Source organism: Klebsiella sp. PL-2018 (genome assembly GCF_019048985.1).
GTDB lineage: Bacteria > Pseudomonadota > Gammaproteobacteria > Enterobacterales > Enterobacteriaceae > Klebsiella > Klebsiella michiganensis.
Map to the genome: position 1 here is coordinate 4,461,464 of NZ_CP077673.1, position 19,712 is coordinate 4,481,175.

The window sequence follows — 19,712 nt, forward strand, 5'->3', positions numbered from 1 at the left end:
TTTTTCACACCAGTCTTAGAATTTATCGCTTTTATGAGCGGTTTTAAATGAAAGAACATCGCAATCCTGGATCTTCGGTTAAAACAGGATGCATTTCTTTGCATAAGAGGCAGAAAGCTAAAACGGATACAAAAACAGTGACCATTTTAATGAACCCAGCCGTTGGTTGGGTATTAGTTTTTGCACAAATTAGCCGGATGGCGGCGTAAACACCTTATCCAGCCTACAATACCGCCAGTAGGACTAATAAGCGCAGCACCATCAGGCGTTAAACATCGCTACATCATCGATAAACCTCACGCCGTTAGTCGTTCCCAGCCAGCGTGGTGCTTTCAGCCCTTCAACGAAGTACCAGACTAGTTCACACAACAGCGAGCATATATGCTCAAAAGGCCAGCTGCGTCCGCATCCGGGAGAAAATGATTCCAGCCGTCAATGCCATAAAAGCCATAAAGGGTAAACCAGTTAATCCGGCGACCAACTGACGAGCGGGCGACGTGGCTGACACTTCTGCCTCAGCGCAGCATCAGTATGGCAGTCAGTCTGCAGTCATGGTTTTTGTCACTGGTTTTATGCATCAGGCGTCGTTCGCTGCGGGTAATAGGTGCTATGATCGGCATCGCTCAGTCAGTCCGGTTGGTGATTTGGGTTATTTGGCGGTTGCTCAGATCGCACAAGCTTGGCTGAGTTCCCCTTAAGTGATGTACTATTCCGCGCAGCTATTCAGGTATGTTAACCTTGGAAAGGTTAGCCCATCATTGTTGATTGAAATTTAGTTACCACTAGTTTTAGGCCCAATGATAGGCCCAAACAAAAAATTGAATTGGGATTTATCATTTGTAAAACAATAAATTAAATCACCAATTCAGACTCCGCCAGCCCCCAAAATTCTCCATCGGTGATTACCAGAGTCATCCGATGAAGTCCTAAGAGCCCGCACGGCGCAAGCCCTGCGGGCTTTTTTGTGTCTATATCGGTCTGGCGGGAATGACTGAGAACCGCAGCCTTGCAGTGCCTTTTTGGGCTCCAGGAGAAAAGAGCCAAAAAACGAGGGTCCTAAAATGGCAAAACTCATTAAGAAGCTCATTGCGGCTGAAAGCACAACCATGAAGCCTTCAGAGCAGACAGCCTGAATATCTGTAATGGGTCAGGCAACGGTTGCGTGCACAATATGAGAAACCGCTGCGACTATTCAGGCAAGGCAATCAACGGCATGGAAAAAGAGCTCTTCCGTCATGATGACATTCTCTTTTTCGCTCTGATGTTCGCGGCGGATAAACCAGCCCGTTTCCGGCGCCATGCTCAGGTAAAACAGCTGAGTGATACCAGGGGCATTAACCCGCATTGTCATGCAGCCCGTTTCCACACCTCGACAGAGCTGTTCAGGTACTATGCTGACGTGACGATCGCCGTTCTGTAGCCGGAGTGTGGTGATGTCATAACGGCATATACCGCTGTTCAGGCTATAGCCGATCGTGCTCAGATCATGAATATGCTTTGTTGATAGAATGACCTCAATGCCGGAACCCGCAAACCATTGGCTGATTTGCTGCACCAGCGCATCCATCCGGCGGCGGAATGCCTGAATTTCCGCCTCAGCAGATTTATTGCCGGGCGGTGTGCTATCGGAGTTCTGCTGCACTTTCTTAAAAAAACGTTCTCTGGCCGACACGTTATCGCCCCCGTTAACTTTTAATACGTTGTGAGATATGCGCTGAGCGGCATTCTCTTTTTTCATCGCCGCTCCCGCCACCTTATTTTTCGTAAACAGATTATGCGCACAGCACTGCGGCGCGGGCGGGATCGATGGCAATCAGCTCGGCAAGCAGGCGATCCATAGCAGACTGCAGGCGGTTTTTGTCGGTTTCACTGCGCCCGGCCTTCATGCGTAGCAGCCTGAGGTGGCGGGCTTTGACTTCGAACAGCAGACCTGTCTCCCATTGTGCCAGCGGAATTCCGGCAGCATCCGCGCCCAGTTCCGCCAGCAGGTGTTGCGCCAGCTCATTTTTGCCGGTCTGCTCGGCAATACGCGCCATCAGCAGGCGCAGCAGCCAGCGGCTGCGCACGCTGGTGATACCCGGGCGGTTCTGCAGCCAGGCCAGCGCCGCCTCCGGGCCGTCGCTGTCGGCAACCGCGAGGGCCTCCGGCTCCAGCAGCAGAATATCGTCATCGCCGGATGCGGTAGCGGCGCTGGCGGCAGTATCATCCCGCCAGCCTGCGGCGTTCTCCAGCACCTGCTGTTGTATCCAGTTCAGCGTGACCTCATCGGCAAACGGCGTGCCGTCGTTAAATGCCAGTCCTTCCAGCCCCGTCAGCCGGGTCAGCAGCCCTTTCAGGTCGTTCTGAATAATAGCGGCTTCCGCTTCCCGCCCCGCCTTCAGCAGAGCCTGGTGGATATACCACTGCAGGTCCAGCCACAGATGATTCGCCCCACGAGAAAACATCCCATCAGCTTGTTCCAGCAGTTCCGTCCAGCTCTGCTGGAGATACAACCGCTTCAGCAATGCCCGCTGGTCCGGCTTCGGCGGTTCAATACGGGTTCTGCCTTCTGCTGATAGCGGCGGCAGCTGATATAACGTGTCGTGGCGGATGCTTTTCATCAGATGATGAGCGGCCAGCCAGCCCTCCGGCTGGTCTCCCAGATATTTCGCCAGGATACGCGCCTGGGTCAGCAGTTCCTGACCGGAGGTGATAGGGCTCAGCGCCGGCGTATAGTTGTTTGCCTGAGAGGGCGAAACATCGCTGACATTCTGCGGCACGACGGCATCCGGCCCGCCCGACTTCAACAGACGGGTCTCGAGGACGCCGCACAGCGCATCGGGAACAGTCCCCTCCTGCGCCTGCTCCATCAGCAATAATGCGCCGCTGATACGCAAGGCATCAGTACTGCCGGCCTCGGGGTACAGCGACAGGCTGTCAAGCATCCGCTGTCCGGCGAGCCAGTCAAATGCGGCCCTTCGGCTGCGCTCCCGCAGCGGGTGCAGCTGCTCGCCAAAACCCTGCATCAGCCCGGCCAGCAGTTCCAGTCCGTCCGCCAGACCGCTTTCGCCATCCCGGTGCAGCCGCGCCCACGCGTAATATGAGGCAACGCGAATATCTTTGGTCACGGTGGTGAGCAGTTTTTCGGCCAACCTACAAATCAGATCGCTATCCGCACCGGTGATCTTGTTCACCTCTTCGCGCATCAGCTGGAAATCATCATCGTAGCCGGGATCGTCCCCCGCGGGTTTATCGGCTGACAGCGGCTGCAGCCAGTTGTTCCACAACAGCAGACGTTGTTGCGTTTGTACCGCCAGCGCATCAGCAGCGGCCTGACAGACTGAAATCAGAGTATAAACATTGGCCATCAGTACATCTCCTCTCCGGTCAGCGCGGGGCCGGCTGCCAGCGCCGTTCGGGCCACGGAATCAGCCACCTGCGCGTCCAGCATATTCCCGGTTAATCCATTAAATAACGCACGCCGTTTATTTCGGGGCCAGCGCGCTGATTTCGTCGCGTAATTCCTGCGTCAGCGCCGGGTCTTTCAGGATTTTTCCGAACTCTTTTCTGAAAATGCGTGCCCTGGGCACCTCATTCTGGAACGTATCAGCCATAGCGGTCCCTTCCCGTGAGGAATAATGTGTTAAAGATAACGGCGTGTGATGACCAGGATATAGTAGAGCAAAGCGCCAAAAAATATCAACCTGCCGGCCCCAAAGTCCATTATAAGACTTTCCTCAGACATCTTAAGGCAAATGTAAAAATGAAACGCATCAGACAAACAAAGCCGGTATGTAATAACAACCTTTTGCTTACAATAAAGGCTGAGTGTATACCTGGCAGAGGAATATGAATTAAATTCATATCTGAATAGACAGAGTTGATTGATGCAAATCAATGTGCAGCGGAAATAAAGATCACTCCTGACACTGAAAACATCGCGAATAGCGGAGTGTGAAATAAATTATTTTTTATGGTTTACAGTCTGTAAGCCGCCCAGTTCTGGGCATAAATATGGTTATAATTAATGGCTGGCAAGATTAATATAAAATTCACAAATAATATCTGGCAGATATCAAGTCGGGATTCATTGGGAAAGCAACAGGGACAGGATCGCAGTTCCGTCTTCATACTCGTTGAGAATGGTAATATGCTGCTTTTCACACCTCGCCCCGTATGACGAAGCGGCGCATTACGCCGGAGAGGCCTCAGGCGTCACCGCCTTTGAGTCAAACCTAATACAGCTGGATTGACTGCTGCCGGAAGCGATCGGTTGAAAGCGCGATGGGCAATATTCTGCCCGCCAGGCGATAGTTGCAGCCATGATGTCCGTCCCGGACATCTGACTGGCAACCCCAGGTATGCGGGCGATGGCTTTGTGGATACGCAAGTCGGCGGGGAGCCGCTATCGATCGCTCAGGGAATGAGTTCGAAGGTAATGGAGATTAAGGTATCCGGGTTCAGGTCAGCTGGCGTGCTGCTATACAGCGAGCCGGCCTGTCCATATAGCGTAACAGTTCCGCCTTTTAATCCGGATGATAGTACTTTGGCCATTAGCGGATCGATTTGCTTATCGTAAACCATCTTTGAATTCATCGTATTGAGTATCGACGTACCATCAAGCTTCTTCTCAAGGATATTCATAGACAAAGTCTCATTCGACTTGTACGACTCCTTTCCTTTTTTATCAACCACAAAATAGACGCCATTAGGCAAAATCTCATATTTCTTGTTTTTGATTTTAGCCATGATTCTTTTTTCAATATCGACGTACTTAGACGATAGTTGTTCGTTAAGCATGTTAACGATACTTTCTATTTCATTTTCTTTAATTTTAAGTTTTTTAGTATAAGCGTCGTTAAACCCGGAAACCAACGCTGAAGGCGCCAGCTTGACATTATTGTCGGCCATTTTATTCACATCGGATAGCGCCTGGGTAAGGTAGAAAACGCCGAGCGCATAGGCATTTTTATGACTTTTATCCGCAAGGCTGAATCACTTTGCTTGATGGCCAGGCTATCGAGCGTAGACTGTAATTTTTTATTTTTATCGTTTAAAGCAGCGACTGAAACATCATATTCTTTCTGCGCGGTTGCGGCGGCGGCGTTCAGCTCGGCGTTCTTTTTGGTCAGCGCATCAAGCGCGGTTTTCTGCTGGCCTTCTCTTTCCGCGCGCTGCTTGTTCAGCATGGCGATCTGCGCCGACAGCGCGCGGGTGGTCTCATCCTGCTTTTTCTGCGCCGCTTCGGCGGCGGCGGCCAGCTCGGCGTTCTTTTTGGTCAGCGCGGCAATCTGCGCCGACAGCGCGCGGGTTGTCTCATCCTGCTTTTTCTGTGCAGATTCGGCAGCGGCGCGCAGTTCCAGATTCTTTCCCGTCAGCGTATCGATCGTCGATTTCTGCAGGTTCTCACTCTGCTCCTTCTGCGTTTTCAGCGCGGCAATCTGCACCGACAGCGTGCGGGTGGTCTCATCCAGTTTTTTCTGCGCCGCTTCGACAGCGGCGGCCAGCTCGGCGTTCTTTTTGCTCAGCGCATCAAGCGCGGTGGTCTGCCCGCTTTCGTTCTGTGCACGCTGTGCTGTCAATGCGGCGATCTGCGCCGTCAGCGAGCGGGTGGTCTCATCCAGTTTTTTCTGCGCCGCTTCGGCAGCGGCGGCCAGCTCGGCGTTCTTTTTGCTCAGCGCGCTCACGGCGGCAGTTTCGCCGCTCTCTTTCTGTACACGCTGTTCACTCTGAGCCTTCAGCGTGGCGATCTGCGCCGACAGTTCGCGCGTCGTTTCAGCGCGCTTTTTCTCCGCCGCTTTGGCGGCAGCGCTCAGCTCCGCATTCTGTTTCCGCAGAGCGTTAATCGTACTCTCTGTTTTATTCTGATGGCTTTTTTTTCTGACGACGTCCTGCTTCTGAGGCGTTTTTTTATCAGGGCTATCGTTATTTTGCTTAGACGAGACCGACTCCCCGCTGGCGGCGCCTGAGGCCGGCGGATTGTTTATTTCGAGTTTCGATATATTATCAAGGAAGTCTCCCGGCTCAGCACGAGCAGGAAACACAACAATAAGGGTAAAAAGAGCAAATACAATCGCAGGACCTCGTAGATTGCATATATTCAGTTTCCCCTTATCGTCCATCATCTGGCCAGCCCATCCTTGAGTTCAGATTTTCTTGCCCGGCTTTCAAACTCTTTAATTAATTTCTGCGAAATGCTATTACACTTATCGTTTATCTTGTATTCAAAAAGCGGTGTAATCGTTGATTTTACGCTGGCGGAGGTTTGGTCTGAAACAGAAGCATAAAACTTAGCATCATTGATTAAACCATACAGCTCGTTTGAGTCCTGCTGAAACTTTTTATCGAGCTTAACTAAAGCGTCGGCATCCTGGATACACTGCTGTAAAGCAGGAACCTGCGCGGGCTGTTCATTTTGAATGACATCTTTTTTTATGAGTGCGCTCTGCGGTTTTTTACCATTAGTACACCCCTGTAATAAACCTACAGAAATGCACACCAATGCCAATAAGCTATTTCTTATCATCTTCCCATCCATTAGAAAAAAAATACGTCAAAAATATATTTGTCGATTGCAGCAGAAAAAATTTTAACAAACAACGTCAGGCGTTGGATTTAACATTAATTCAGAAAAAACACACAAAAAGGTCATTTTTTAACCAGATCAGGAATGGGAATTATCCAGGTGCAGGACGATATTTTTATCTAAGCTTTTTCTCACCCCCATATGATTAATGACACATTACCTTTTATATGCCTGATATTGAGCGGTCTTTTTACAATTCATATCAGGCATAAGCTGTTACTCATTCAATACGAATCTCATTCACTCCACTTCGGTCTGGCCACCGTATTCTTCTTGAGTAGATTGCGAAACTCCTTCAGGTAGGGTTCGTTGCTGCGCCCGCGCTTGCATATCGCCGAGAAGGGAGATTGAAAGCCAAACTCATTGGGCAGCAGTACGCGCAGGCGATTCTCCTTAATCCACGGCCAGGCGTAGTGCTCGGGAAGGTAGCCGATATATTTCCCGGAGAGGATGAGCAGCAGCTGCGCATCGACGGTTTCAACGGTCGCGCTGCCCTTGCTGAACCCGCGCCGCCGCAGATCGCTGGTATTCCAGTAGCTGCGCGTCACCAGCGGACACTGGCTGATCAGCTCTTTATCGAGCTGTCGACTGAAGAACATGGGATGCAGGTCGCTGCAGTAGAGCCAGTGCTGCTCGCGATAGAGCGGTTCGCTGATGATGTTATGCACCCGCGAGTTGTAGCTGCCGATGGCGAGATCGATATGGTTATTCAATACGCCGTTAAGCTGTTCCGCCGGGGTACGGATAATCAGCTTGATATGCACATTAGGAAACTTATCGCTAAAGCTGCGCAGCACGACCGGCAGCGACAGCGCGGTCTCCGTCTCGATGGAATCGAGCGTTGAGATACAAATCGTGCCGCTATGCTCGCCTTTCAGCAGCGCCGACTGGCGCTCCAGTTCATTCAGTTCGCTCAGCACGCGGATCGCCTGCTGTAAAAAATGCTGCCCTTTTTCGGTCAACGCAAAGCCGCCGCGCCCGCGCTGACACAGGCTAAAGCCAAGCTGGCCTTCCAGCTGCGACATCGCATTGCTGATCGCGGAAACGGAAATCCCCAGCTCCTGCTGGGCCCGGCCATAGCTCTCAAGACGGGCCACCGCCTCAAAAACCTGGAGCTGTCGAATGTTAAGCGTCGCGTCGTTAAGCATAGCGTCTTAGTTCACTAATAAATGAACTAAGTATTTGCGGCAGACGATTTAAAGTCCAGCACATCTTTCGCACTATCCCTGCTGTTGAGTTTTGTTTGTCAGATTCAGGAGCTGAAATGGATAACGTCTTTCATCAACCGCAGGGTGGCAACGAGATGCCGCGTTTTGGTGGCCGCGCCACGATGATGCGCCTGCCATTTATCGAAGATTTACAGGGACTTGATGCAGCGTTTGTCGGCATCCCGCTGGATATCGGAACCTCACAGCGTTCCGGAACGCGCTACGGACCGCGCTATATTCGTACCGAATCGGTAATGATTCGCCCGTACAACATGGCCACCGGCGCCGCGCCTTTTGATTCACTGTCGGTGGCAGATATCGGTGATGTACCGATCAATACCTACAACCTGCTCAAATCGGTGCAGATTATCGAGGATTACTACACCGGTTTAAATAGTTTTCCGCTTATCCCCCTGACGCTGGGGGGCGATCACACCATTACCCTGCCGATTCTGCGCGCGCTGACCAAAAAGCACGGTCCGGTTGGGCTGATTCACGTCGATGCCCACACCGATACCAACGATGAGATGTTCGGCGAAAAGATTGCCCACGGCACCACCTTCCGCCGCGCCGTCGAAGAGGGGCTGCTGGATCTTAAACGCGTCGTCCAGATTGGCCAGCGCGCGCAGGGCTACGCCGCCGGTGACTTCCAGTGGGGCGTCGATCGCGGTTTTCGTCTGGTTCAGGCCGAGCAGTGCTGGCACAAATCTTTGACCCCGCTGATGGCCGAAGTGCGCCAGCAAATGGGGGCTGGCCCGGTTTATCTCAGCTTCGATATTGATAGCCTCGACCCGATCTGGGCCCCCGGCACCGGAACCCCGGAAGTGGGCGGACTGACGTCGATTCAGGCGCTGGAAATCGTGCGCGGCTGCCGCGGTCTGAACCTGATTGGCTGCGACCTGGTCGAGGTCTCGCCCCCCTATGACGTCAGCGGCAACACGTCCCAGCTGGCCGCCAACCTGCTGTATGAAATGCTCTGCGTTCTCCCGGGCGTGAAATATCCATAGAGGAAAAACCATGCAGCTTAACGTCTTTCGCACGCTGTGGGGCGTCACCACCCCGTGGCAGCAAACGGTCAGCGAACTCCGGAGCGTCGGCTGCTGCGGTATTGAAGCGCGGGTTCCGCTGACGCCAGAAGAGCAGCGGACGCTGGCCCAACGCATCGAAGCGTCCGCGCTTGAGTATATCGCCATTGTGTTCAGCGGCGGCGGAGTTATTCCGGCCCAGGCCGAGACGCCCGCGCAGCATCTGGAGCGCTTAAAAGAACGTTTTGCGGCGGCAAAAGCGCTTAATCCGCGCTTCGTCAATCTGCTGGCCGGTAACGACCGCTGGCCGCTGGCGCAGCAGGTGGATTTTCTCGGCAGAGCGCATGAGCTCGCCGCCGAATATGAACTGTTCTGCAGCTTTGAAACCCATCGCGCCACGTCGCTGTATAGCCCGTGGCTGACGCTGGAGATAATTCAACAGCTGCCGCAGCTGCGCTTTACCGCCGATATCAGCCACTGGATCGTGGTAAGCGAACGCCTGCTGGATGACCCCTGCGATGACTTCAGCGCCTTTATCGAACGGGTCCACCATATTCAGGCCCGCGCCGGGTACGACCAGGGGCCGCAGGTGCCGCACCCCGCCGCGCCGGAATATCGGGCGGCCCTGCGGTTTCAGCAGCGCTTCTGGGAACAGATCTGGCAATCGCAGCGCCGGCGCGGCTACCAGTACACCACGCTTACGCCGGAATTTGGCCCCGATGGCTACCTGCATCACCTGCCGTTTACCAACGTTCCGGTCGCCGACCTGTGGTCGCTGAACGCCTGGATGGCCCAGCGTGAACAGCAGCATTTTGTTGAATTCACCTCGCAAACTGAATAAGGAACGGAATAAATGACCGCTGCAAAAAGTTCGTTTACTGAATTACCGACCATCGATATCAGCGACCTGGCCTGCGACGATCTCGTCCGACGCCAGGCGGTGGCCGACGCCATCGGCCAGGCGGCCCGCGAAGTCGGCTTTTTCTACGTTACCGGCCACGGCATCGCGCCCGAACTGATTGCCGGGATCCGCGCGGCGGCCAAAGAGATTTTCGCCCTGCCGATGGAGCGCAAGATGGCGTACTACATCGGACAGTCGAAAAGCCATAAGGGCTACGTTCCCGAAGGGGAAGAGATTTACGGCTCCGGCAAGCCGGATCACAAAGAGGCGTTTGATATCGGCTTTCAGGCCGCCGACGACCACCCGTTCGTCGTGGCGAAAACGCCGCTGATTGGCGCCAACGAGTGGCCGGACGTGCCGGAATTTCAATCCCGCGTGCTGGCCTACTATGACGCGGTTTTCGCCCTTGGGCATCGCCTGTTTGACGCCTTCGCTCTCGCCCTTGGCCTGCCGGAGGGCTATTTCAGGTCGATGGTTACCTGCCCGCCGTCAAAGCTGCGTCTGATCCACTACCCCTTTGACGCCAGCGCCGAAGATGTTCCCGGTATTGGTGCACACACCGACTATGAATGCTTCACCCTGCTGCTCGCCGACCAGCCGGGTCTTGAAGTGCTGAATGAAGATAGCGACTGGATCGACGCCCCGCCGCTGAAGAACGCGGCCGGAGAAGAGGCTTTCGTGATTAATATCGGCGACATGCTGGAAGTCCTGAGCGCTGGCACATTTGTTGCAACCGCACACCGCGTACGCAAGGTGCCGCAGGAACGCTACTCCTTCCCGCTGTTTTTCGCCTGCGACTACCACACGCTGATTCGCCCGCTGCCGGGCTTCCTTGAGGCAGGCGAAGCCAGCGAATATCAAGAACTGAGCATTGGTGAGCATATGTGGAGCCAGGCGTTACAGACCTATCGCTACCTGCGCGAGAAAGTCACCCGAGGCGAGCTCCAGCTCCCCGAACGCGCCCGCGGCACTAACACCTTTGGCCATCTGAAAAAACAAGCACAGCAAAAAACCGTAAATAACCCGTGAGGATAAATGATGAACAAAACGCTAAAAAAAATCTCGCGCCGTGTGGCTTTATCCATCGCCGTCACCGCTTGTTTTTCCCCGCTGGCTCAGGCCGCTGAGCTGCTGACCGAGGGCGTCTTTAAAGTCGGGATGGAGGTGACCTATCCGCCTTTTGAATCCTATGACAGCAATAACAATATTGTCGGCATCGACCCGGAGTTCGCGGCGCTGATCGCCGAACAGCTGAAGGCCAAACCGCAGCTTATCGACACAAAATTCACCAGCCTGATCTTAGGTATCGGTAAAAAATACGATGCGGTGATCTCCGGGATGTACGTGACGCCCGAGCGCCAGAAGCAGGCGGACGCCATCCCTTACGCCCTCTCCGGCGCGTCCATTATTGCGCTGAAAAGCAGCGCCATTCAGCCAAAAACGGAAGACGAACTGTGCGGCGTGAAGGTAGGTCTGCAGGCGGGTACCGCCTGGGTTTCCAGCCTGAAAACGCACTCCGACGAGTACTGCCTGAAAAACGGCAAACCGGCCATTAGTATCCAGGAATTCCCGACCGCGCCGGAAGCCTCCCAGGCCCTGCTGTCGAAAAATATCAACGCCCAGTTAGAAATCGCCCCGGCGGCGCAAATTATCGTCGAGAAAAGCCGCGGCCGCCTGGCCATTAGCTCGAACCGTCTGGTCTATCCGCTGCCGCTGGGAATTTACGTCGCCAAAGGCAACACCGAGCTGGCCGAGGCCATTAAATCAACGTTAGCCACCCTTAAAGCCAACGGCAAATATGACGCCATCATCAAGAAATACAACTTAGAAAGCATCAATTAATACAATAATTAAACGGGAGTCGGTATGGAGTTCGATTGGGGATACTTTTTTTCATTATTTAGCGTTGGGGCATTCTGGCAGGCGTGTGTCACCGTGGTTGTCGTCAGTTCATTGTCCTGGTTTATTGGCCTGATATTAGGTTTTCTTTTAGCCTGCGCGAAGCTCTCCGGCCCGCGCTGGCTGAAGGTTCCCGTCGAACTCTATATTTGGTTTTTCCGCAGCGTACCGCTGATGGTCCTGCTGGTCTTTGTCTATAACCTGCCGCAGCTGTTTCCGGCCACCCAACCGCTGCTCGGCGTTCCGTTTATTGCCGGGCTGGTCTCGATGACGGTGACCGAAGCGGCCTACATGGCGGAAATCCATCGCGGCGGCCTGCTTTCGGTCGCCAGGGGGCAAAGCGAAGCCGGGCATGCCTTAAGCTTTAGCTTTATCGGGATTCAGCGCTTAATTATTATCCCGCAGGCGTTTCGTATTTCCCTGCCCACGCTGATTAACGAATACATCACCATCATCAAGCTCAGCTCGATTCTGTCGGTTATTTCGCTGCCGGAGCTGCTGCTGACCGGCCAGCGCCTGTACGCGCAGAATTTTCTCGTCATGGAGACGCTGCTGGCGGTCGCCATTTACTACGTTATGGTCGTCACGGTGTTTAGCTGGCTGTTCCGGGCGCTGGAAAACCTGCTGGATATTCAGCGTAAGCGCCCGCAAACGCTCAACGAGCGTGAATGCGAAACCCTGCGCCTGAACCTGAAGCCGCCGGTACAGACGCAAAAAGCGCAGGCCGCCAGCGGCAACCCGCCGGCGCTGGATCTGCACGCCATCGAAAAATCCTGGGGCCAGCACCACGTACTGAAAGGCATCGACCTGAAAGTGGAAAACGGCGAGGTAATCAGTATCATCGGCCCGTCCGGCTCCGGCAAAACCACCCTGATCCGCACCATTAACGCCCTTGAAAGCATCGACGGCGGCGAGATCATTCTTTACGGCGAGGATTACCTGAAGGGCGCCTCCATTGTTGATAAACAGCAAATGCGCGCGGGCGTACGCCGCATCGGCATGGTGTTCCAGGGCTTCAACCTGTTTCCCCACCGCACGGTGCTGGATAACGTGATGCTCGCCCCGCTCTATCACAAGCTGCTCGACCGCGCCGCCGCCAGAGAGCAGGCGCTGTGGCTGCTGGATCGCGTCGGTCTGCTGGCGCACGCCGAAAAGTACCCGTATCAACTCTCCGGCGGCCAGCAGCAGCGCGTGGCCATCGCCCGCGCCCTGGCGCTGAAACCGGACATCATGCTGTTTGATGAACCCACGTCGGCGCTGGACCCTGAACTGGTTGGCGAAGTGCTGAAGGTCATTCAGTCCCTCGCCCGCGAAGGCATGACGATGATTATCGTGACCCACGAGATGGACTTCGCCTTATCAATTTCTGACCGGGTGGTGATGATGGAAAACGGCGTCGTGCAGAGCGATATGCCGCCGCAGCGCATTCGCAGCGATGCCGCCGATCCGTCCCTCACCCGCATTCGTGAATTTATGGGAGTGCAATAAATGGCAACTGAACGGGAACTACGCCAGCAGCTGGCCGCCGCCTATCGTCTGGCGGCGCTCTTCGGCTGGGAAGACACGCTGTATACCCACTTCTCCGTGCGCCTGCCCGGCGACGGCGAGCCGCGGTTTTTAATTAACCCCTTTGGCATGATGTTTGACGAAGTCACCGCCAGCAACTTAATTGTGGTCGATATGCAGGGGAAGGTCGTCGAGGGCAGCGCCCCGGCAAACTCGGCGGGATTTACCATTCATAGCGCGGTCCATATGGCCCGGGAAGACGCCCACTGCGTGATCCACACCCACACGCTGCCGGGGATGGCCGTTGCCGCCTGCGCAGACGGGCTGCTGCAGCTTAACCAAATCAGCACCGAATTTTATCAACGCGTCGGCTACCATCCTTATGAAGGCGTCGCATTCGATCTCGATGAACGCGTGCGGATCCAGCGCTCGCTCGGCGAGAACATCGCTATGATCCTGCAAAGCCACGGACTGCTGTCGGTCGGGCGCACCGTCGCCGATGCGTTTTACATCATGTACTACCTGAACCGCGCCTGCGAGATCCAGATGGCCGCCGCGCAGCTGGCGCCGCTCGGCCCCATCCATACGATACCTGAACCGCTGAGCCGGCACGCCTGTGAGCAGCTGATGGGGGTTGAACATGAACGCCAGCTGGTGTGGCAGGCGTGGCTGCGGCGCCTGGACCGTCTTGATACTTCTTATAAGAGCTAATGCCTATGACTCAGTTCACCATCGTCGTGGATTGTAACGATCCTCAGTACACCCGGGAGATTTGCGCCGCGTTCGCGCTATTCCCGGAAGTGAAAGCGGTTCTGCCCGAGGACCCCGCCGCCCGCGAGGCGCAATACGCCTGCTGCTGGTTTCCCGACCCGCAGCTGCTGGCGCGCTCGCCTCAGCTGAAGCTGATCCAGGCCGCGTCTGCCGGCGTAGACCATTTGCCCGCCAGCGTTTTCGCCAGCGACGTTCCGCTCTGCCGGGTGGTGGATGAAGATTTTCGTCACGGTATGTTTGAATACGCGCTGTGGGGCGTACTGTGGTTTCAGCGTCGCTTTGACCGGGCGCTGGCCCACCAGCGCGAGCGCGTCTGGAAGATGTATCCGCAGCGAGCGGCGGCCGATTATCACGTTGGCGTCATGGGCCTCGGCGAAATTGGCGGCTATATCGCCTCGCAGCTGGCCGCGCTGGGGTATCGGGTTTCCGGCTGGGCGCGTAGCGAAAAATCCCTTGCCGGCGTGCGCTGCTACCACGGAGAGGCGCAGGCTGGCGAATTCCTTGGCCAGTTGGATGCGCTGATCAACGTCCTGCCGTTAACCGGGCAGACGCGAGGTATCCTCGCCCATCCTTTACTGCAGCAGCTGCCCGACGGCGCGTCGCTGATTAACTGCGGCCGCGGCGAGCATATGGTGAATCAGGACGTGCTCGAGGCGCTGGATAGCGGCAAGCTGTCCGGCGCGGTGCTGGACGTCTTCCCCGTCGAGCCCCTGCCCCAGGAAGACCCGCTGTGGCAGCACCCGCAGGTGGCGATCACGCCGCATATGGCCTCCATCGCGCAGACGGAGGTGATTGCCCGCCAGCTGCTGGACAACATCCGGCGGCAGCAGCAGGCGCTGCCGCTGAAAAACCTGGTGAACAAACGGAGTGGTTATTAACCTTGCGCGTCAACGGCGGGATGTCCGTGGGTTAACCGTTGCTCCGTCTGGTTGATATGATGCTCAATGACCGCCCGGTGCGTATCGTCCGGCGGTAATCGTTTTAGCAGCAACCGCCACGCCGTCAGCGCCTCGCTGAAATGCGCCTGCTCTGATGCACTGAGCGCATACAGATTAAGCAGGCGGTCGTTAACGCGCTGGCCCTCCATCAGCTGGCGCACCAGCGCACCGCCCCGCGGGTCAGATACCCGCAGCAGCGCCTCCGCATAGCCAAATGCCGCACTATCGTTATCCGGAGCCAGCGCGTAAGCGCGAGCATAGGCCTGAGTCGCCATAGCGGCGTTGTCCAGGACCCTGCCGAGACGCCCGAGCATAAGCCAATCCTCAATAGAAGCGTCCGGATTTTGCCACAGCGTCGTGCGTAGCCCGAGGGCCAGACGCCGCAGTTCGTCTTCATCAAGCGGCTGCGCCTTTGGATCCTGCACCCGCGCCAACAGAGCCGGCGTCTGAGCCACCGCCTGCTGCCAGCGTTGCACCTGCTGATAGTGGCCGGTCTGGCTATAGCTGACCGCACCTACCGCCAGCGCAAGCACCGCGCCAGGTATAAAAATCCACGGCCCGGCGGATTTATCCTCCGGCGCCCGGCCGTCAGAAAACGTCTCCTGCCCTGGCCTGACGCGGCGGCGGGAGCGGGCCACTATAGCCCAACCGCCCATGGCGATCGCTGCGGCCGGCACGACCCACAGCAGCATCGTCAGCGGGGTTAATGGCGGATCGTAGGTAACGAAGTTGCCGTAGCGCGCCACCATGTAGTCCACAATATCGCTGTCGCTTTTTCCTTCCTGCATGAGCGTAAAAACTTTCTGCCGCAGGTCGGCCGCGATCGCGGAACTGGAATCCGCAATGCTATTGTTCTGGCATTTCGGGCACCGAAACTGCTCCGTAAGCAGGCGAAACCGCTGTTCCTGCTCCTCGTCCTTAAACGGCATGACATCAATAGCGGCCAGCGCGTTTGCGCAAAGCAGCAGCATCAGCGCGCTCAGTAATAATCTCATGGCGCAGCCTCCCGGCTAAACTTCTCCCACAGCGGCCTGAATTCGCGCTCCCACACCCGATCGTTAAGATCACCCGCGTGGCGGTAGCGAATGATCCCCTGTCCATCGATCAAAAACGTCTCCGGCGCGCCGTAGACTCCGAGATCCAGCCCGAGCATCCCGTCGCCGTCAAACAGGCTCAGCGCGTAGGGATTGCCCAGCGTGTTCAGCCAGCCAATTGCTTTCTGCCGATCGTCTTTGTAGTTCAGCCCCACCACGCGGATCCCCCGCGCGGAAAGCTGATTCAAATACTGATGCTCTGCGCGACAGGTCGGGCACCAGGTCGCCCAGACGTTAAGCAGCAGCGGTTTGCCCTGGGCCAGCGCATCCGACTGAAAATGCTGCCCGGGATCTTCCAGCGCCTCAAGACGGAAAATCGGTACCGGTTTTCCGATCAGCGCCGACTCCAGGCTATTGGGATCGTCCCCTTCCACATTACGCGCCAGCTGCCACAGCAGCAGCATCGCGATAGCCATAAACATGACCAGCGGCATCAACAACGTACAGCGCTTCATCTGGCCTCCGCGCCAGGATATCCGCGGCGCGGGCGATAGCGCGGATCGCACAGGCACAACAGCCCGCCCAGCGCCATCAGCACTCCCCCGGCCCAAATCCAGCGTACGAACGGTTTATAATAAAGGCGTACGGCCCAGGCGCCGTTGCCCAGCTCTTCGCCCAGCGCGGCATAGAGATCGCGGGTGAATCCGCCGTCAACCGCCGCTTCGGTCATCATGGCGCTGCTGCTGTGGTAAAAGCGCTTTTCCGCATTCAGTATCGCCTGCGGTTCACCGCGTCGCATGACGCCAATCACCGCGACGGCGGAGCGATAGTTTGGGCCGATCGCCTCTTTGACCTCACGGAAAGAAAAGCGATATTCATGGACATCGACGCTGTCGCCCACCCGCATGCGCACGTCGCGCTCCACGCTGTAATTTTGACTAAAGGCGATACCCACGAGGGTGACCGCCAGCCCGAGGTGGCCTGCGACCATTCCCCAGTAGCTGAGGGTCATCCTGGCGCCGCGTGAAACCCGCAAAGCGATCTCTACTCCCGCCAGCACAAAGACCCAACAGGCCATCGCCAGCCCGACCACCGTCATGGCGACAATCTTATCGCCCAACCACCACGGCAACAGAAGCGACAGCGCCAGCGTGCTTGCGCAGGCGATAACCAGCAGCCTCCTGAGCTTACGCGGGCGATCGCGCCCCCAGCGCACCAGCGGGCCGATGCCCATCAGGAGCGCAAACGGCGCCATCAGCCAGCTAAACATCGTGTTAAAGAACGGCTCGCCAATCGAAATACTGCCGAGGCCCAGCTGTTTATGCACCAGCGGCAGCAGCGTACCCAGCAGCACCGTGAGCATAGCGGCCATCAGCAGAACGTTGTTGCCGAGCAGCAGCGACTCGCGCGACCAGAGCGCATTATTTACCCGAGAGCGGACTTTATAGCCACGCATGGCGAACAGCAGTAAAGAGCCGCCAATGACCAGCACCATAAAGGCTAGAATAAACATGCCGCGCGCCGGGTCGGAGGTAAAAGCGTGAACCGAGACCAGCACGCCGGAACGCACCAGAAAGGTCCCCAGCAGACAGAGCGAAAATGCGCAGATAGCGAGCAGAAGCGTCCACGCCTTGAAGCTGGCGCGCTGTTCAGTGACCGCCAGCGAATGCAGCAGCGCGGTGCCGGCCAGCCATGGCATCAGCGACGCGTTTTCCACCGGATCCCAGAACCACCAGCCTCCCCATCCGAGCTCGTAGTAAGCCCACGCGGAGCCCAGCACAATACCGAGCGTCAGGAAGGCCCACGCCGCCAGCGTCCACGGGCGAGAGAAGCGCGCAAAGGTGCTATCCAGCCGCCCGCTCAACAGCGCGGCTATCGCCAGGGCAAAACTCACCGAGAAGCCCACATAGCCCATATACAGCAGCGGCGGATGGAAAATGAGCCCGGGGTCCTGCAACAGCGGGTTCAGGTCGCGCCCTTCAATGGCAAATTCCGGCAGCGTACGGGCAAACGGGTTGGAGGTGAACAGAATAAACAGCAGAAAGCCAACGCTGATCGTTCCCATCACCGCCAGCGCCCGGGCGACAATATCAAGCGGCATTCGCCTGCTGCGCAGCGCTACCGCCACTGTCCAGCCGCTCATCAGCAGCACCCATAGCAGCAGCGAACCTTCATGTGCGCCCCAGGCTGCGGCCACGCGGTACCGGACCGGCAGCTGAGTATTGGCGTTACTGGCCACGTAGCTCAACGTAAAATCGTTGGTAATGAAGGCGTTAATCAGCACCATAAAGGCGCCCATAATGAGGATGAACAGCAGAACGGCAAATACCCGGGAAGAGGCCATCATTCGCCTGTCCCCCCGCGCCGCGCCCCACAGCGGATAGACGGAAAGCAGTAGCGCGACGCCAAGCGCCAGGCACAGCAGCCCGTTGCCGACTTCAGGCATCATAAGGATGTGTCCCTGTAGGCGCTATCCGGGCGACGATGGTTGCTCTCCATCGCTTTTTCCACGTCTGGCGGAGTGTAGTTCTCATCGTGTTTGGCGAGCACTTCTTTCGCCTGTATCCGGTTGTGCGCATCAAGCTCGCCCTGAACCACCACGCCCTGCCCTTCGCGGAACAGGTCCGGCAGAATGCCTTCGTAGCTGACGTCCACCGAACCTTCGGCGTCATAGATGCTAAAACTCACCTGCAGCGAATTCGCATCCCGCTTCACGCTGCCGGGCGCGACCATCCCGCCGACGCGCAGACGCTGACCCCGCTCGGGCCGCTGCTGCGTTTCGCGCTTGCCGTAGAGGATTTCGCCAGGCGTATAGAACAGGTCGATACTGGAACGCAGCGCATAGAGCACCAGCGCGGTGGTCAGCGTTAGCCCGGCGATCACCGCGAGGGCGACCCACAGGCGGTTTTTGCGGCGAATATTCATATCGCCTCCCGCGCCGCGCGCCTGCGGGCTTCACGGGCGCGCTGCCGGGCGATATCGCGCAGAATGACACGATGCAGGATCGCGCTGTGCGCGACCAGCGCCGCCAGCGGGAGAATGGTCAACGCCACCGCCAGCCAGACGTAAAAGGCATAGCCGCCCATGGTCAGGAAATCACTCCAGCTTGTAAATGCGCTGCTCATCGACGACCTCTTTTTAAAATCAGTTCACTGACCCACGGGCGACGTTTTTCCATGAGCAAAATCAGATTCCGCATGCGCATTAGCGCCAGCGTGATAAACAGCAGCAGGTAGCCGATAATCGCCAGCCGCAGCGGCGCGCGCATCGCCGGGGCGATGCTTTGCTGCATATTCGTTGAGCCCTGATGCAGGGTGTTCCACCACTCAACCGAGTAGTGAACGATAGGTAAATTCACCACGCCAATCAGCACCAGAATAGCCGCCGCGCGCCCGGCCAGACGGCGATCGTCAAAAGCGTGCCACAGCGCTATCGCGCCGACGTAGAGAAACAGCAGCACCAGCTCAGAGGTCAATCTGGCATCCCAAACCCACCAGGTTCCCCACATTGGCTTACCCCACGCGGAACCGGTCACCAGCGCCACAAAAGTAAACACCGCCCCCACGGGCGCCATCGCCGCCAGCGCCAGATTGGCCATTTTCATCTGCCAGACCACGCCGATGAACGCCGCGGCCGCCATCAGGGCATAAATGCCCATAGACCACATTGCCGCCGGAACATGCAGATAGATAATGCGATAGCTCTCGCCCTGCTGATAGTCCGCGGGCGCAAAGCCAAATCCCCAGACCCAGCCTGCGATCAGTACCAGCGCGCTGGCGCCGCCCAGCCACGGAGCGACCCTGCCGCAGAGCTGATAAAGCCGCGGCGGATTCGTCAGTTGAATCCCTGTTTTCCTCATATTTCA

At 56.7% G+C, this 19,712-nt stretch carries 20 protein-coding genes and 2 pseudogenes; 8 read left to right on the forward strand and 14 right to left on the reverse strand.

The features are described 5' to 3' along the window. The first annotated feature begins 47 nt into the window (after positions 1-47). Entirely contained in the window at positions 48-209 is a 162-nt protein-coding gene (locus MKleb_RS20850; protein WP_158510854.1) for a hypothetical protein, read from the forward strand. Between the two features lie 145 nt (positions 210-354). On the opposite strand, the pseudogene MKleb_RS29975 reads toward MKleb_RS20850, so the two are convergent. The 8 genes and pseudogenes from MKleb_RS29975 to MKleb_RS20880 form a co-directional block, all read right to left on the reverse strand. After that, positions 355-620: pseudogene (locus MKleb_RS29975) on the reverse strand (IS630 family transposase); the annotation flags it as partial. Between the two features lie 572 nt (positions 621-1,192). After that, a complete protein-coding gene (locus MKleb_RS20855) occupies positions 1,193-1,672 on the reverse strand; it encodes a hypothetical protein (protein ID WP_025107320.1) in 480 nt (159 codons plus the stop codon). 100 nt (positions 1,673-1,772) lie between these two features. Beyond that, a complete protein-coding gene (tssA, locus tag MKleb_RS20860; protein WP_025107319.1) occupies positions 1,773-3,347 on the reverse strand; it encodes a type VI secretion system protein TssA in 1,575 nt (524 codons plus the stop codon). 117 nt (positions 3,348-3,464) lie between these two features. Continuing rightward, positions 3,465-3,551, reverse strand: a pseudogene (locus MKleb_RS20865) (type VI secretion system contractile sheath small subunit); the annotation flags it as partial. An 844-nt stretch (positions 3,552-4,395) separates the two neighbouring features. Beyond that, positions 4,396-4,890 carry a hypothetical protein gene (locus MKleb_RS29985; RefSeq protein WP_324109768.1) on the reverse strand — a complete coding sequence of 165 codons (495 nt, stop codon included), beginning with the start codon at positions 4,888-4,890 and terminating at the stop codon, positions 4,396-4,398. A 5-nt stretch (positions 4,891-4,895) separates the two neighbouring features. After that, complete coding sequence (locus tag MKleb_RS20870) at positions 4,896-6,104, reverse strand: coiled-coil domain-containing protein (RefSeq protein ID WP_228740758.1); 1,209 nt, start codon at positions 6,102-6,104, stop codon at positions 4,896-4,898. Continuing rightward, positions 6,101-6,505 carry a hypothetical protein gene (locus tag MKleb_RS20875; RefSeq protein ID WP_014839258.1) on the reverse strand — a complete coding sequence of 135 codons (405 nt, stop codon included), beginning with the start codon at positions 6,503-6,505 and terminating at the stop codon, positions 6,101-6,103. The genes MKleb_RS20870 and MKleb_RS20875 overlap by 4 nt, the downstream gene beginning before the upstream one ends. 296 nt (positions 6,506-6,801) lie before the next feature. Continuing rightward, the gene (locus MKleb_RS20880; protein WP_004135102.1) at positions 6,802-7,713 is read right to left on the reverse strand and encodes a LysR family transcriptional regulator; all 912 of its coding nucleotides are present in this window, start codon (positions 7,711-7,713) and stop codon (positions 6,802-6,804) included. A 116-nt stretch (positions 7,714-7,829) separates the two neighbouring features. Here MKleb_RS20880 and speB point away from each other — a divergent pair, with 116 nt between their 5' ends. From speB to MKleb_RS20915, 7 genes are read left to right on the forward strand one after another with little or no spacing between them, the layout of a single operon-like run. Next, positions 7,830-8,780: an agmatinase gene (speB, locus tag MKleb_RS20885; RefSeq protein ID WP_014226466.1), complete on the forward strand. Its 951-nt coding sequence runs from the start codon at positions 7,830-7,832 to the stop codon at positions 8,778-8,780. 10 nt (positions 8,781-8,790) lie between these two features. After that, entirely contained in the window at positions 8,791-9,639 is an 849-nt protein-coding gene (locus MKleb_RS20890) for a sugar phosphate isomerase/epimerase family protein (protein WP_025107317.1), read from the forward strand. 12 nt (positions 9,640-9,651) lie between these two features. Next, positions 9,652-10,728, forward strand: coding sequence for an isopenicillin N synthase family dioxygenase (locus tag MKleb_RS20895; protein ID WP_014226468.1), 1,077 nt, complete (start codon positions 9,652-9,654; stop codon positions 10,726-10,728). Between the two features lie 9 nt (positions 10,729-10,737). After that, entirely contained in the window at positions 10,738-11,541 is an 804-nt protein-coding gene (locus tag MKleb_RS20900) for an ABC transporter substrate-binding protein (protein ID WP_025107316.1), read from the forward strand. 24 nt (positions 11,542-11,565) lie between these two features. Continuing rightward, entirely contained in the window at positions 11,566-13,086 is a 1,521-nt protein-coding gene (locus tag MKleb_RS20905) for an amino acid ABC transporter permease/ATP-binding protein (RefSeq protein ID WP_025107315.1), read from the forward strand. Next, complete coding sequence (locus MKleb_RS20910) at positions 13,087-13,815, forward strand: class II aldolase/adducin family protein (RefSeq protein ID WP_004123879.1); 729 nt, start codon at positions 13,087-13,089, stop codon at positions 13,813-13,815. It begins immediately after the preceding gene. A gap of 5 nt (positions 13,816-13,820) precedes the next feature. Then, on the forward strand, positions 13,821-14,753 hold the full coding sequence (locus MKleb_RS20915) for a 2-hydroxyacid dehydrogenase (protein WP_025107314.1): 933 nt from the start codon (positions 13,821-13,823) through the stop codon (positions 14,751-14,753). Here the strand turns inward: MKleb_RS20915 and MKleb_RS20920 are convergent. The 6 genes from MKleb_RS20920 to MKleb_RS20945 are packed head-to-tail and all read right to left on the reverse strand — an operon-like array spanning position 14,750 to position 19,706. Beyond that, positions 14,750-15,808, reverse strand: coding sequence for a cytochrome c-type biogenesis protein CcmH (locus MKleb_RS20920; protein ID WP_025107313.1), 1,059 nt, complete (start codon positions 15,806-15,808; stop codon positions 14,750-14,752). The two genes, MKleb_RS20915 and MKleb_RS20920, sit on opposite strands and share 4 nt — an antisense overlap. After that, complete coding sequence (dsbE, locus tag MKleb_RS20925; RefSeq protein ID WP_025107312.1) at positions 15,805-16,362, reverse strand: thiol:disulfide interchange protein DsbE; 558 nt, start codon at positions 16,360-16,362, stop codon at positions 15,805-15,807. Before dsbE ends, MKleb_RS20920 begins: the two co-directional genes overlap by 4 nt. After that, positions 16,359-18,296, reverse strand: coding sequence for a heme lyase CcmF/NrfE family subunit (locus MKleb_RS20930; RefSeq protein ID WP_025107311.1), 1,938 nt, complete (start codon positions 18,294-18,296; stop codon positions 16,359-16,361). Before MKleb_RS20930 ends, dsbE begins: the two co-directional genes overlap by 4 nt. Beyond that, on the reverse strand, positions 18,293-18,772 hold the full coding sequence (gene ccmE / locus MKleb_RS20935; RefSeq protein ID WP_025107310.1) for a cytochrome c maturation protein CcmE: 480 nt from the start codon (positions 18,770-18,772) through the stop codon (positions 18,293-18,295). Before ccmE ends, MKleb_RS20930 begins: the two co-directional genes overlap by 4 nt. After that, entirely contained in the window at positions 18,769-18,972 is a 204-nt protein-coding gene (gene ccmD / locus MKleb_RS20940) for a heme exporter protein CcmD (RefSeq protein WP_025107309.1), read from the reverse strand. The genes ccmE and ccmD overlap by 4 nt, the downstream gene beginning before the upstream one ends. Next, entirely contained in the window at positions 18,969-19,706 is a 738-nt protein-coding gene (locus MKleb_RS20945) for a heme ABC transporter permease (protein WP_025107308.1), read from the reverse strand. The genes ccmD and MKleb_RS20945 overlap by 4 nt, the downstream gene beginning before the upstream one ends. Positions 19,707-19,712: the final 6 nt, after the last annotated feature.